At 68.3% G+C, this 13528-nt stretch carries 14 protein-coding genes; 12 read left to right on the forward strand and 2 right to left on the reverse strand.

Annotated elements, in window-relative coordinates:
• Positions 1 to 44: 44 nt before the first annotated feature.
• From AC07VS_RS01735 to hemW, 5 genes are all read left to right on the forward strand, one after another.
• Positions 45 to 1055 (forward strand): serine/threonine protein kinase, encoded by a 1011-nt coding sequence (locus AC07VS_RS01735; RefSeq protein WP_492347139.1) that lies wholly within the window; start codon positions 45 to 47, stop codon positions 1053 to 1055.
• Complete coding sequence (locus tag AC07VS_RS01740) at positions 1052 to 1954, forward strand: PP2C family protein-serine/threonine phosphatase (RefSeq protein WP_492347138.1); 903 nt, start codon at positions 1052 to 1054, stop codon at positions 1952 to 1954. The genes AC07VS_RS01735 and AC07VS_RS01740 overlap by 4 nt, the downstream gene beginning before the upstream one ends.
• A gap of 130 nt (positions 1955 to 2084) precedes the next feature.
• Positions 2085 to 2825, forward strand: coding sequence for a ribonuclease PH (gene rph, locus AC07VS_RS01745; protein WP_494750060.1), 741 nt, complete (start codon positions 2085 to 2087; stop codon positions 2823 to 2825).
• A 29-nt stretch (positions 2826 to 2854) separates the two neighbouring features.
• Positions 2855 to 3469 carry an RdgB/HAM1 family non-canonical purine NTP pyrophosphatase gene (gene rdgB, locus AC07VS_RS01750; protein ID WP_492347136.1) on the forward strand — a complete coding sequence of 205 codons (615 nt, stop codon included), beginning with the start codon at positions 2855 to 2857 and terminating at the stop codon, positions 3467 to 3469.
• Positions 3470 to 3492: 23 nt separating this feature from the next.
• Positions 3493 to 4671 carry a radical SAM family heme chaperone HemW gene (gene hemW / locus AC07VS_RS01755; protein ID WP_492347440.1) on the forward strand — a complete coding sequence of 393 codons (1179 nt, stop codon included), beginning with the start codon at positions 3493 to 3495 and terminating at the stop codon, positions 4669 to 4671.
• 14 nt (positions 4672 to 4685) lie between these two features.
• Here hemW and AC07VS_RS01760 read toward each other — a convergent pair whose 3' ends face one another.
• Together AC07VS_RS01760 and AC07VS_RS01765 are read right to left on the reverse strand one after the other, a co-directional pair.
• Complete coding sequence (locus AC07VS_RS01760) at positions 4686 to 5120, reverse strand: YidB family protein (protein ID WP_492347135.1); 435 nt, start codon at positions 5118 to 5120, stop codon at positions 4686 to 4688.
• Between the two features lie 103 nt (positions 5121 to 5223).
• Positions 5224 to 6132: a LysR family transcriptional regulator gene (locus tag AC07VS_RS01765; RefSeq protein WP_492347134.1), complete on the reverse strand. Its 909-nt coding sequence runs from the start codon at positions 6130 to 6132 to the stop codon at positions 5224 to 5226.
• Between the two features lie 77 nt (positions 6133 to 6209).
• On the opposite strand from AC07VS_RS01765, the gene AC07VS_RS01770 reads away from it, so the two are divergent.
• From AC07VS_RS01770 to AC07VS_RS01800, 7 genes are read left to right on the forward strand one after another with little or no spacing between them, the layout of a single operon-like run.
• The gene (locus AC07VS_RS01770; protein WP_494656672.1) at positions 6210 to 7436 is read left to right on the forward strand and encodes a CaiB/BaiF CoA transferase family protein; all 1227 of its coding nucleotides are present in this window, start codon (positions 6210 to 6212) and stop codon (positions 7434 to 7436) included.
• A gap of 14 nt (positions 7437 to 7450) precedes the next feature.
• The gene (locus AC07VS_RS01775) at positions 7451 to 7927 is read left to right on the forward strand and encodes a MaoC family dehydratase (protein ID WP_492347132.1); all 477 of its coding nucleotides are present in this window, start codon (positions 7451 to 7453) and stop codon (positions 7925 to 7927) included.
• A 17-nt stretch (positions 7928 to 7944) separates the two neighbouring features.
• Entirely contained in the window at positions 7945 to 8937 is a 993-nt protein-coding gene (locus AC07VS_RS01780) for a tripartite tricarboxylate transporter substrate binding protein (protein WP_494750061.1), read from the forward strand.
• A 37-nt stretch (positions 8938 to 8974) separates the two neighbouring features.
• A complete protein-coding gene (locus AC07VS_RS01785) occupies positions 8975 to 9961 on the forward strand; it encodes a Bug family tripartite tricarboxylate transporter substrate binding protein (protein ID WP_494750062.1) in 987 nt (328 codons plus the stop codon).
• Positions 9961 to 11235, forward strand: a complete 1275-nt coding sequence (locus AC07VS_RS01790; protein ID WP_494656675.1) for a CaiB/BaiF CoA transferase family protein — start codon at positions 9961 to 9963, stop codon at positions 11233 to 11235. Before AC07VS_RS01785 ends, AC07VS_RS01790 begins: the two co-directional genes overlap by 1 nt.
• Before the next feature lie 40 nt (positions 11236 to 11275).
• A complete protein-coding gene (locus AC07VS_RS01795) occupies positions 11276 to 12451 on the forward strand; it encodes an acyl-CoA dehydrogenase family protein (protein WP_494750063.1) in 1176 nt (391 codons plus the stop codon).
• Between the two features lie 37 nt (positions 12452 to 12488).
• Entirely contained in the window at positions 12489 to 13511 is a 1023-nt protein-coding gene (locus AC07VS_RS01800; RefSeq protein ID WP_494750064.1) for an acyl-CoA dehydrogenase family protein, read from the forward strand.
• The last annotated feature ends 17 nt before the right edge of the window (positions 13512 to 13528 follow it).

Raw genomic sequence — 13528 nt, forward strand, 5'->3', positions numbered from 1 at the left:
GGATTATCCCGCCTGGACGGGGTGCCCGTCCCGTCTATCTCCACATGTCGAAGGTCAAACCGGCACCGCTTCCACCGGATACCGTCATCGGTGGCTACCGTGTGGTGCGCCGTCTGTCTGCGGGCGGCTTCGGCGTGGTGTACCTGGCCCTCGACATGGAAGGTCAACAGGTTGCTGTCAAAGAGTACCTTCCTTCGTCGCTGGCCACGCGCGGTGCCGGTGAGTTGCTGCCCAAGGTCCAGCCCGAAAAGCTGTCGCTTTACCGACTCGGCCTGAAGAGCTTTTTTGAAGAGGGGCGCTCGCTGGCCCAGATCTCCCACCCCTCGGTGGTGAGTGTGCTGAACTTCTTCCGCGAGAACGAAACCGTCTACATGGTGATGAACTACCTGGAGGGGGCCACCCTGCAGGATTTCATCATCACCGCGCGCGACTTGAAAACCCAGAAGGTGTTCCGCGAGTCGACCATCCGGTCCCTGTTCGACGAGGTCTTGCGCGGCCTGCGCATCGTGCACCAGCACAAGATGCTTCACCTGGACATCAAGCCGGCCAACATCTTCATCACCGACGACAACAAGGCCGTGCTGATCGACTTCGGGGCGGCCCGAGAAGTGCTGTCCAAGGAGGGCAACTTCATCCGCCCGATGTACACGCCTGGCTTTGCGGCCCCCGAGATGTACCGGCGCGATGCTGCCATGGGCCCCTGGACTGACATCTACGCCATCGGTGCCTGCATTTATGCCTGCATGCAGGGATATCCCCCCAACGAGGCCCCCCAGCGCATCGAAAAAGACCGCCTTTCGCTGGCCTTGTCGCGCCTGCGCGGTGTCTATTCCGACAACCTCATCGAGGTGGTCGAGTGGTGCATGGCGCTCGACCCACTGGCCCGACCGCAGTCGGTGTTTGCGCTGCAAAAAGAACTCAGCCGCGAAGGCGAGCGCCGCTACACCAAGCTCTCCGTGGGTGAGAAAGTTCGGCTGCAATTCGACACCCTGGTGTCCGACAACAAGAAAAAAACCGGCCGTGAAGCCACGGACGTGGGTGCCAAACCGAAATGAAATTCTCAGTTTTCCAGGTCAGCCGCCGAGGTGGTCGCGAAAAGAACGAAGACCGCATGGGCTATTGCTATACCCGTGATTCAGCCCTGTTCGTGCTGGCCGACGGCATGGGCGGTCACCCCGAAGGCGAGGTGGCGGCCCAAATTGCCTTGCAGACCATCTCGGCGCTGTTCCAGCGCGAGGCCCAGCCCCGTTTGGCTGACGTGACCGAGTTTCTGACCACGGCGCTGATGGCCGCACACCACCAGATCCTGCGTTACGCCGCCGACAAAGGCATGCTGGACACCCCGCGCACCACCCTGGTGGCCGGGGTGGTGCAAAGCGGCAGTGCAAGTTGGGTGCACTGTGGTGACTCCCGCCTGTACCTGGTGCGTGACGCCGAGTTGCTCACCCGCACCCGCGACCACTCTTACCTGGAGCACCGCAGCCCGGCCATGATGCTGCCCGAGCGCATCAACCGCAACGTGCTGTTCACCTGCCTGGGGTCGCCCACCAAGCCCGTCTTTGATGTGACCGGACCGGTCATCCTGCAGCAAGGCGACAAGATCATGCTGTGCTCCGACGGGCTTTGGGGCAGCGTCCATGACGACGAAATCGTGCGTCAACTCAGTCGCTCCTCGGTCTCGGAGGTGGTGCCTGAGCTGGTCGAGACCGCCCTGCGCAAGGCCGGCGACAGCAGCGACAACGTCACGGTGATCGCGCTCGAGTGGGAAACCCCTGACACCTTTGAGTCCACCCGCGGCATCTCCACCGACAGCATCAGCGAAGGGGTGTTTGCCTCGACCATCCAGTCGGGCGCCCTGGACAATTTTGTCGACGATCTGGACGACGCCGCCATCGAGCGCTCCATCGCCGAGATCAACGCCGCCATCCGCCGCTCGGCCCAGCGCAAGCATTGAGCAGGCCCGGGATTGTCCTGGTGCGATGGCGGGGCATCCCGGCGCGGGCTTGAACCCAGGCCTGCGGCAGGTTCCAATCACGCCCTGCCGGCCGCCCAGCCGGCGCGTTTCATACCAACGGATTCTCAACATGACGGCCAACCCAACCCTTTATCAACGCAGCCAGCAGCGGGCCGCCGCCCAATTGCGTCCGGTGCGCATCACGCGGGGCTACACCATGCACGCCGAAGGCTCGGTGTTGATCGAATTCGGTCACACCAAGGTCTTGTGCACCGCCTCGGTCGAAGAGAAAGTGCCCCCGCACAAGCGGGGCAGCGGTGAGGGCTGGGTCACGGCCGAGTACGGCATGCTGCCGCGTGCCACTCACACCCGCAGTGACCGCGAGGCCGCGCGCGGCAAGCAGACGGGCCGCACCCAGGAGATCCAGCGCCTCATCGGGCGCTCGCTGCGCGCCGTGTTCGACCTCAAACGCCTGGGTGAACGCACCTTGCACCTGGACTGCGACGTGCTGCAGGCCGATGGCGGCACCCGCACCGCGGCCATCACTGGCGCCTTCGTGGCCGCCCAGGACGCCGTCAACGGTCTGCTGGCCGCGGGCAAGATCAGCGAGTCGCCCATCCTCGACCACGTGGCCGCCATCTCGGTGGGCATCGTCGAAGGCACGCCGCTGCTCGATCTTGAATACACCGAAGACTCGGCCTGCGACACCGACATGAACGTGGTCATGACCGGCGCCGGCCACTACGTCGAAGTGCAGGGCACCGCCGAAGGGGCTGCTTTCACCCGCCGTGAAATGGACCAGTTGCTGGCCCTGGCCGAAGCGGGCATTGCCGAACTGGTGCGGTTGCAGAAACAAGCCCTGGCCGCCTGAACCCGACCCCCTGATGTGAGAACGCTGTCATGAAACTGGTCCTGGCCTCCAACAACCAAGGCAAGCTGGCTGAACTGCAGGCCCTGTTCGCGCCCCTGGGCGTCGAACTGGTGCGCCAGGGCGAGTTGGGCATTCCCGAAGCCGCCGAACCCTTCCGCACCTTTGTCGAAAACGCCCTGGCCAAGGCCCGCCACGCCAGCGCCCACAGCGGCCTGCCGGCCCTGGCCGATGACGCCGGTCTGTGCGTGGACGCTTTTGGCGGCCTGCCCGGCGTCGACACGGCCTACTACGCCACCCAGTTTGGCTATCCCAAGGGCGATGACAACAACGTGCGCGCCTTGCTCGAACAGATGCAGGGCATCGACCAGCGCCGCGCCGCCCTGGTCAGCACCCTGGTGGCGGTGCGCTCACCCGAAGACCCCGAGCCCCTGATCGCGGTGGGCCGTGCCGTCGGGCAGATCACCCGCCAACCCGTGGGAGAGCACGGCTTCGGCTTCGACCCCGTGATGTTCATCCCCGAATTCGGCCAGACGTTTGCCCAGTTGGCCCCCGAGGTCAAGAACGCCCACAGCCACCGCGGCCGCGCTGCGCGCCAGATGCTTCAGCTGATGCGCGACAACTGGCTGCCGGAGGCCTCCGCGTGAGTCCGCCCGACCTGACCCACTACATGCGCCCAGGCACCCTCAGCCTGCCCGCGCTGCCGCCGCTGTCGCTGTACGTGCACCTGCCCTGGTGCCTCAAGAAGTGCCCTTACTGCGACTTCAACTCGCACGAGTTCCGGGGTGAGGGCGGTGAGCCGGCTGCGGCCCCCGAGGCGCGCTACATTGACGCCCTGATGGCCGATCTGGAGGCCTCTCTGCCCCTGATCTGGGGCCGCGCGGTGCACAGCATCTTCATCGGGGGGGGCACGCCCAGCCTGTTCTCGCCTGAATCGATCGACCAGCTCATCAGCGGCCTGCGGGCCCGCCTGCGCCTGGAGGCCGAGTGTGAGATCACCCTGGAGGCCAATCCCGGTACTTTTGAGAAGGATCGATTCCGCGCCTTCCGCCAAGCCGGAGTCACCCGCCTCTCGGTGGGGGTGCAGAGCTTCAACGACCAGCATCTCCAGGCCTTGGGCCGGGTGCACGACCGGGCCCAGGCCCTGGCGGCGGTGGAGGAGGCGCGCAGCGCCTTCGACACCTTCAACCTCGACCTGATGTATGCACTGCCCGGCCAGAGCCTGGAGGGGTTTGCGCAAGACCTGGACACCGCGCTGGCGTTGTCGCCGCCGCACCTGTCGGTCTACCACCTGACCATCGAGCCGAACACCTATTTCGCCAAGTACCCGCCCGTGGTGCCCGAAGACGACACCGCTTACGCCATGCTCGATCTGATCACCGAGCGCACTGCCGCCCGTGGCATGCAGCGCTACGAGGTGTCGGCCTACGCCCAGCCCGGCCATGGCTGTTTCCACAACACCAATTACTGGCAGTTTGGCGATTACCTGGGCATTGGTGCGGGCGCGCACGGCAAGCTCAGCTTTGCGCACCGCGTCATCCGGCAGGTGCGGGTGCGCGAACCGCGCCTTTACATGGACAAGGCCCTGGCCGGCGAGGCCATCGCGCAAGAAACCGAAGTCAAGCGCAGCGAACTGCCCTTCGAGTACATGCTGAACGCGCTGCGCCTGCGCGAAGGCTTTGCGCTGCAGGATTTCTGCGACCGCACCGGCCTGCCCTTGTCGGCCATCGCTGCCGGCCTGGACGAGGCCGAACGCAAGGGCCTGATCGAGCGCGACTTCGCCCGCGTCAAACCCACCGAGCGGGGTTTTGACTTCCTGAGCGATCTGCAGGCCCTGTTTCTGGCCTGAGGCTTCAGGTCACATCAGCCCAGCAGGCCCTTGAGCAGGCTCAGCCCTTCGGCCACCAGGGGTGACTCGCCTTGGGCGCCCTGGGCTGGCAGCTGCCCCTGGGGGGTCAGGTGATCGACGATCTGGGGCAGCCACTGCGCCAACTGAGCCGACAGCTCGCCTGTGTTCAGGCCCAACTGGCCCGCCAGACGCTGCACCGTGTCGCTGCCCAGCACGGCCTGCAGCTGGCTGGCGTCGATCGGCAGGTTCTGACCATTCGAGACCCAGGAGGCGACCACATGGGCCAGCCCCTGCTGCTCAAAAACCTTCACCAGACCCGACAAGCCGCCGGTCTGCGGGTCGTTGAGCCAATGCAGCACCACCTCGGGCAGGCCGGCCCCGGCGGCGCTGCCACCCTGCTGGGCCGCCAAGCCCCCGACCGTGCTCAGTACCTGATCGAACAAACCCATGGTGATCCTCTCTTGGCCCGCAGGCACTTGATTTGATGAATGTGCGCTCAGTCTAGTTGGATGGTCTTGACCCGCCTGTGAACAAATCCCGCAAACCTCCAATTCATGGCGTGGCCGATGCTTCCTGGGCCACCCGCAGGGCGTGGGCCGCAAAGGTGCTCACCAACTGGTTGCCATGCCCCGGTCGGGTGGCCAGGGCCATGTCGAGTCGGGCATCGGCCGGGGTGTCGGTCAGGCGCAGCAGCTTCACGCCCCGGCGCATCTGGTGGCGGGCCACGCCGGCCACCAGGGCCAGGCCCAGGCCGCTTTCGACCAGGCTCAGGATGGTGGACACCTGCATCGCCTGCTGGGCCACGCGAGGGCTGAAGCCCGAGTGCTGGCAGCGCAGCATGGCCAACGCAAACAGCCCTGGCACCCTCGCCTGCTCGTAAAGAATGAAAGGCTCCAGCGCCACGGCCGACAGCGCGATGGCACTGCGCCGGGCCAGCGGGCTGTTGCCGGGCACGGCCAGCATGAACTCATCGCGCTCCAGCACTGTGAACTCGCAGTCACCCGGCGTCAGCACCGGGTAGCGCACCAGGCCCACGTCCAAGCGTCCGGCGGCCAGGCCGTCGAGCGCGGCCTGGGTGGTCGACTCGGTCAGTTCCAGCTCGATCTTCGGGTAATGGGCGCGAAAGCTCGGGATCAGCCGCGGCAGCAGCGAGTAGGTGGCTGTGCCGATGAAGCCCACCCGCAGCAGCCCGCCCAGGCCATGCAAGGCCGCGGCCACCCGCTGGCGGCACTGGGCCGCGTGCGCCAGAGCCTGTCGTGCGTCGGCCAGCATGGCCTGGCCGGCCGCCGTCAGCACCACGCCGGCCGGTGTCCGGTCGAACAGGGCGCCGCCCAGCTCGTCTTCCAGCTTGCGGATCGACACCGACAGCGGTGGCTGGGCCATGTGCAGGCGCTCGGCCGTGCGGTGGAAGTTGCCGGTTTCGGCCAGATCGACAAATTGCGCCAGTTGCCTGAGGTTCATTTTGATACTCGAACGGTATTGGATCGACGCTAATCAATATTGGACGCTCTGACAAGCGATTCCTACAGTCGATCCCCATGACGGAGACAACAAAGGCGGCCCAGCCACTGGCGGGCCTGCGCGTGGTGGATGCCAGCGCGGTGGTGATGGGCCCCTACGCCAGCCAGTGGCTGGCCGACCTGGGGGCCGAGGTGATCAAGGTGGAGCCCCCCGAGGGCGATTCCACGCGCCACACCGGCCCGGCGGCCGAAGCCGGCATGGCTGCGATCTTTCTGGGCGTGAACCGCAGCAAGCAAAGCGTGGTGATCGACCTCAAGCAGGCCGGCGGCCAGGCCGCGCTGCAAGCCTTGATTGCCGGGGCCGACGTGTTCATGCACAGCATGCGGCCGCAGAAGCTGGCCCCGTTGGGGCTGGACCCTGCCACGCTGTGCCAACGCTACCCGCGCCTGGTGTTTGCCGGTCTGCACGGCTTTGCCGACGGCGGGCCCTACAGCGGCAAGCCGGCCTACGACGACATCATCCAGGGCTTGTCGGGCAGCGCCGCGCTGATGCAGGCCCAAAGCGGGGTGGCGCGCTACCTGCCCACCATCGCCGCCGACAAGACCTGTGGCCTGGTGGCCGCCCTGGCCATCGTGGCGGCGGTGGTGAAACGGCAGGCCACCGGGCAGGGCGGCTTTGTCGAGGTCCCGATGTTCGAGACCATGGTGGGCTTCAACCTGGTCGAGCATTTCTATGGTGAGCATTTCGAGCCGCCGCGTTCGGCCCCAGGCTACCCCCGGGTGCTGGCCGACTGGCGTCGCCCCTATGCCACGGCCGACGGCCACGTCTGCCTGATGCCCTACACCGATGCCCACTGGCGCCGCTTCTTCGAGGCCGTGGGCGAGCCCGCCCTGGCCGTCGACCCGCGCTTTGCCAGCATGGCCGCGCGTACCCGCCACATCGAGGCCTTGTACGAGACCACCGGCCGCCTGGTAGCCCTGCACGACACGGCCCACTGGCTGGCCTTGTGCGATCGCATCGAGGTCCCGGTGGCGCGCATGAACCGGCTCGAAGACCTGCAGCACGACCCGCACCTGCAGGCCACCGGCTTTTTCGAGCCGATCGACGACCCGGCCATGGGGGCCCTGCGCTTCCCGGGCGTGGCCCCGCGCTTTGACGGCCAGCGCGCCGCGGTCGGCCTGCCGCCCCGCCTGGGGGCCGACACCGCGCGCGCCCTGAGCGCGGCCGGCGTGCCGGCCGACACCCTGGCCGGGTGGCTGGCCACGGGCGCTGTGGGTGCCCCGGCCCAACGAACACCTTCCTGAACCTGGAGCCTTCCATGCCCCACACCACGCCCCCGCTGCCGCCCCGCCTGGGCCAGGGCTTTCATTGGCAAGACCTGTCGGTCGGCCAGAGCTTTCGCACCTTCCGGCGCACCCTCACCGAGACTGACCTGGTCAATTTCATCTCGTGCACCGGCATGCTGGAGGCGATCTTCATTGACACCGAGTTCGAGGGCGGTGCCATGGCCGGCCGCCCGGTGCCCGGGGCACTCACCTACACCTTGATCGAGGGCTTCATCCTGCAGACCATGATCCAGGGCACTGGCCTGGCCATGCTGGAGCTGCACCAGAAGATCCTGCACCCGGTGCGGGTCGGCGACACCATCCACGCCCGCATCACCGTGACCGAGGTGCGGCCCACCTCGGCCAAGGGGCGGGCAGTGGTCAGCTCTGACATCACCGTCTTCAATCAGCATGACATCGAGGTCATGCACTACACCGCCAAGCGCTTGCTGGCGGGCCGTCCCGAATGAAACCCAGGAGCCCCGGCATGATCTTCAGCCCCTTTTCGCGCCGCGTGTGCGCCAGCCTGGCACTGGCGCTGCTGGCCCCGTTGTGCCTTGCCCAGCCGGCCGCACCGGCGGCCCGCTACCCCGACAAGCCGCTGCGCCTCGTGCTGGCCTTCCCGCCCGGCGGCCCGACCGATCTGGTGGCCCGCGTGCTGGCGCAGAAGCTCGGTGAGCAGTTGGGGCAGTCGGTGCTGGTCGACAACCGCCCGGGCGCCAACGGCAACATCGCGGCCGAGATGGTGGCCCGCGCCCCGGCCGATGGCTACACCCTGTTCTACAACACCTCGGCCGTGGCGCTCAGCCCGGCGCTGTACAAGAAGCTCAGCTACGACGTGCGCACCGACTTTGCGCCGGTGGCCCTCACGGCGGTGATTCCGCTGGTGCTGGTGGTGCACCCCTCGCTGCCCGTCCACACGCCGGCCGAGTTCCTGGCGTACGCCCGGGCCCAGGGCGAGCGGCTCACCTTCGGCTCGGCGGGCAACGGCAACATCACCCACCTGGGCGCCTTCCTGTTGCTCAAAGGGCAGGGCCTGCAGGCCACCCACGCGCCCTACAAGGGCAGCGCGCCGGCCCTCACCGATCTGGTGGGCGGGCAGCTGCAGTTCATGACCGACACCGTCAACTCGGCCTTGCCCTTCATCCGCGACAAGCGCCTGCGTGCGCTGGCCGTCACCAGCCTCAAGCGCACCAGCGTGCTGCCCGAGGTGCCCACCCTCAACGAGACCGTGGCCCCCGGTTTCGAGGCCGGTGCCTGGCAGGGCCTGCTGTTGCCGGCGCGCACCCCGCCCGAAATCGTGAACCGGCTCAACGCCGAGGTGCTCAAGGCCCTGGCCAGCGCCGATGTGCGCGCCAAGCTGGCCCAGCAGGGCGCCGAACCCCTGGGCTCGACCCCGGCCGAGTACGGCGCCTACATCGACAGCGAGATCCGCCGTTGGACCGAGGTGGTGCGTCAGACCGGCGCCGCCCTCGACTGAGTCACCGCCACCGGCCCCGTTGAACTGGAGACCCCCCATGCAACGCAAAACCCTGTTCGCCCTGGGCCTGGCCCTGGTGGGCGCCTGCCTGACGCTCAGCGCGCCTGTGGTGAAGGCGCAGACGCCCCTGCCCGATGCCGCCAACCGCCCCATCCGCTTCGTGGTGCCGTTTCCGCCCGGCAGCGGCACCGACACCTCGGCGCGCTACTTTGCCCGCAAGCTCACCGAGCTCAGTGGCCAGCCCGTGGTGGTTGAAAACCGGGCGGGCGGCAATGGCTTCATCGCCGTGCGCGCCGTGCTGGCCGCCCCGGCCGATGGCAGCACGGTGTTCGTCGGCAGCAACTCCACCCTGGCCGTCAATGCCGCACTGTTCAAGTCGCTGCCCTACGACCCGGTGGCTGACTTCGCTCCCCTGTCCATGCTGATGCGCTCGCCCGCCTTGCTGGTGGTCCCTGGCCAGGCCGAACAGCAGAGCCTGGGCGATCTGATCAACGCCGCCCGGGCCCGCCCCGATGCGCTCAACTACGGCGCTGGCTCGGCGGGCTATCAGCTGATGGCCGAGCTGTTCAACGATGCCGCCCGCGTGCAGACGCACCATGTGCCTTTCAAGGGCGCTGGTGAAGCCGTGACGGCGGTGGTGGGCGGCACGGTGCAGTTTGCCTTTGCCGAAACCACCAGCGCCCAGGAGCTGATCAAGGGCGGCAAGCTCAAGGCGCTGGCCGTGGCGTCCGAGCGCCGCGTGCCGGCCTTGCCCCAGATTCCGACCGCCACCGAGGCCGGCCTGGCCGGCTTCAGCGCCTACACCTGGGTCGCGGCCATGGTCTCGGCCAAGACGCCGCGCACCGAGGTCGACCGCCTGGCCGCCTGGTTCACCCGCATCGAGGGCCTCCCCGAAACCCGCGAGTTCTACGAGCGCCTGGGGGCCGAGGTGATGTCGGGTGGCCCCGACGAGATGCGCGCCTTCCAGGCCAGCGAGATCCAGCTCTGGAAGCGCATTGCCCAGAAGGCCCGGGTGGAGCTGTAATGAGTGCGGGCGCCTTGCCTTCGGCCGCCCCGGCGGACAGGGCCCCAGTGATGGCGCTGGCCGGCCTGCGCGTGCTCGACCTGTCGCGCGTGCTGGCGGGCCCCTGGGCCAGTCAGACCCTGGGCGACCTGGGGGCTGAGGTGATCAAGGTCGAACGCCCGGGCTTCGGTGACGACACCCGCCTGTGGGGCCCTCCCTTCCTGAAAGACCCACAGGGTCAAGCCAGCCACGAATCGGCCTATTACCTGTGCGCCAACCGCAACAAGCGCTCCATCGCAGTGGATCTGACCCAGCCTGCCGGGCAGGACATCATCCGGCGCCTGGCCCAGGACAGCGACGTGCTGATCGAGAACTTCAAGGTCGGCGGCCTGAGTGCCTATGGCCTGGACGCCGAGACCCTGTGTGCGCTCAACCCGCGGCTGGTGTATTGCTCGATCACCGGCTTTGGCCAGACCGGGCCCTATGCCGCGCGGGCGGGCTACGACTTCCTCATGCAGGGCATGGGGGGCTTGATGAGCGTCACCGGCCAGCCCGAGGGGCAGCCCGGGGCCGGGCCGTTGAAGGTGGGTGTGGCGCTGACCGACATCCTCACCGGCCTGTACGCCAGCACCGCGGTGCTGGCCGCCCTGCGGGCCCGGGATCAGACCGGGCGCGGCCAGCACATTGACCTGGCCCTGCTCGATGTGCAGGTGGCCTGCCTGGCCAACCAGGGCATGAACTACCTCTACAGCGGCCAGGTGCCACAACGCATGGGCAACGCCCACCCCAACACCGTGCCCTACCAGGACTTTCCGACCGCCGACGGCGACATGATCCTGGCCATTGGCAACGACAGCCAGTTTGCCCGCTTCTGTGCCGAGGCCGGTCACCCCGAGTGGGCGCAAGACCCGCGCTACGCGAGCAACAGCGCCCGCCTGGCCCACCGCGCCACGCTGATCCCGCTGCTGCGCCAGTGCACGGTGATGCACACCACGGCCGACTGGGTGGCTCGCCTGGAGGCTGCCGGTGTGCCCTGCGGCCCCATCAACAACATGGCCCAGGTGTTTGCCGACCCCCAACTGCAGTCGCGCGGCGTGATCACCCACCTGCCGCACCCGGTGGCCGAGGGGGACATCCCCTTGGTAGCCAGCCCCATCCGCTTGTCCGACACCCCGGTGCAATACCGCCAGGCCCCGCCCACCCTGGGCCAGCACACCCGCGCCGTGCTGGCCGAGCGCCTGGGCCTGGGTGAAGCCGAACTCGATCGCCTGACCCGGCAAGGGGTGCTGGCATGAGTTTCATCGGCGGATACCCGCCCTCTCACAAGGAAGCTGAATGAGTGCCCTCGACTCACTGGACCTGACCCCCATCCCCGCCGAGGACGAGGCCCTGCGCGCCCCCGTGCGGGCCTTTCTGGCCGAGGCCCTGCAAGGTGTGCCCGGGGTCACCCGGGCGCGTTCCTGGTCGGGTTACGACCCGGCCTTCAGCCGGGCACTGGGCGCACAGGGCTGGCTGGGCATCACCCTGCCCACCGCTTATGGCGGCGGCGGGCGCAGCCCCTATGCCCGCTACGTGCTGGTCGAGGAGTTCCTCAATGCCGGCGCGCCCGTGGGCTCGCACTGGATTGCCGACCGCCAGAGCGGCCCGCTGATCCTCAAGTACGGCAGCGAGGCGCAAAAGCGCCAGTACCTGCCCGCCATCTGCCGGGGCGAGGCCTTCTTCTGCATCGGCATGAGCGAGCCCGGGGCTGGCTCCGACCTGGCCAGCGTGCGCACCCGCGCCACCCGCACCGACATGGGCTGGCGCCTGAATGGCCAGAAGATCTGGACCACCAATGCGCACCACTGCCATTACATGATCGCGCTGGTGCGCAGCTCCGGCGAGGCGGGCGACCGCCAGCAGGGCCTGTCGCAGTTCATCGTCGACCTGTCGCTGCCCGGGGTGACCGTGCGGCCCATCACCGACCAATCCGGTGACCGCCATTTCTGCGAGGTCTTTTTTGACGACGTGGCGCTGGCGCCCGAGGCCCTGATCGGGGCCGAGGGCCAGGGTTGGGCCCAGGTGACGGCCGAGCTGGCCTTTGAGCGCAGCGGGCCCGAGCGCCTGTACTCCAGCATCGTGCTGTTTGACGAGTGGCTGGCCTTTGTGCGCCAGGACGCCGCTACCCACCCACAGCGCAATGCTGCGGCCCTGCGGCTGGCCGGGCGGGTGCTGGCCCAACTGGCGCCGCTGCGGGCCATGTCGGTGGCGGTCACCGGGCGTCTGGCACGGGGCGAGAGCCCGGTGGTCGAGTCGGCCCTGGTCAAAGACCTGGGCACTGGTGTCGAGCAGCTGATCCCGGCGGCACTGGCTGACGACCTGGGGACCCGCCTGGCCGAGGGCCAGCCCGTGCCGTTCGGCCTGCTGCACACCCTGAACTACGTGATCCAGGTGGCGCCTTCGTACTCGCTGCGTGGCGGCACGCGCGACATCCTGCGCGGCATGATCGCGCGCGGCCTGGGCCTGCGTTGATGAGCCCGCTGACAACCCCATCGAGAAAGGCTGGTTGATGAACGACGAGCAAGACCTTTTCGCCGCCTCGCTGCGCACCCTGCTGACCGACCATGCAGGCCCGCCCGTGGTGCGCGCCATCGAGGCCGGTGGTCCGCACCTGGCCCTGTGGCAGACCTTGCAGGATTCGGGCTTTGTCGATGCCCTGTTGCCCGAGACGCAGGGCGGGGCCGGCCTGGATCTGGGCCAGGCTTTCAGCCTGCTGGCCCTGTGTGGTGAGTTCGCGCTGCCCGTGCCGCTGGGCGAAACCCTGCTGGCGCGCGGCCTGTTGGCCCAGGCCGGCCTGGCCCGGCCCGAGGGGCCCCTCACGCTGGCCGCCCAGGCGCTGGATGACGGGGAGCGCCTGATCTGCACCAGCGTGCCCAGTGCCCGCGTGGCCAGCCATGTGCTGCTGCGCCACCTCGATCGCTGTGCCTTGCTGCCGGTGGCCGAGGCCCGGGTGGAAGCCACCGGGCTGGCCCAGGAGGCCACGCTGAGCTGGCCACGGGCCTTCTGGCTGGCCACGCCCGCCTGGCCCGGGGCCCTGCCGCCGCTGCGCGAGCTGCAGGCCGTGCTGTATGCGGCCCAGATGGCTGGCGCCATGAGGGCGGTGTTCGAGCGCAGCCTGCAGCACGCCAATGAGCGCCAGCAGTTCGGCCGCCCGATTGGCAAGTTCCAGGCCATCCAGCACCAGCTCAGCGTGATGGCTGAGTTGGTGTTTGCCTCGCGCATGGCGGCCCGTCTGGGCTGCCAGGGCCCGGTGCAGGCGCCTGACCTGCTGCGGGCCGCCGTGGCCAAAGCCCGTTGCAGCGAGGCCGCCCCTGAGGTGGCAGCGTTGGGCCACTCGATCCATGGCGCCATCGGCTTCACCGCCGAGTTCGACCTGCAGCTTCACACCCGCCGCCTGCACGCCTGGCGTCAGGCCGGGGGCAGCGAATCGCATTGGCAGGGTGTGCTGGGCGAGGCCCTCGTGAACGGGCACGAAGGTCTGGCCCTCGACCTGTTGCGCCAGCTCACCGACACCGAATCCCTTCCCGCCTGAGCCCTGACGGAGTTTTC

It is taken from the genome of Curvibacter sp. GW821-FHT01G03 (assembly GCF_059422285.1).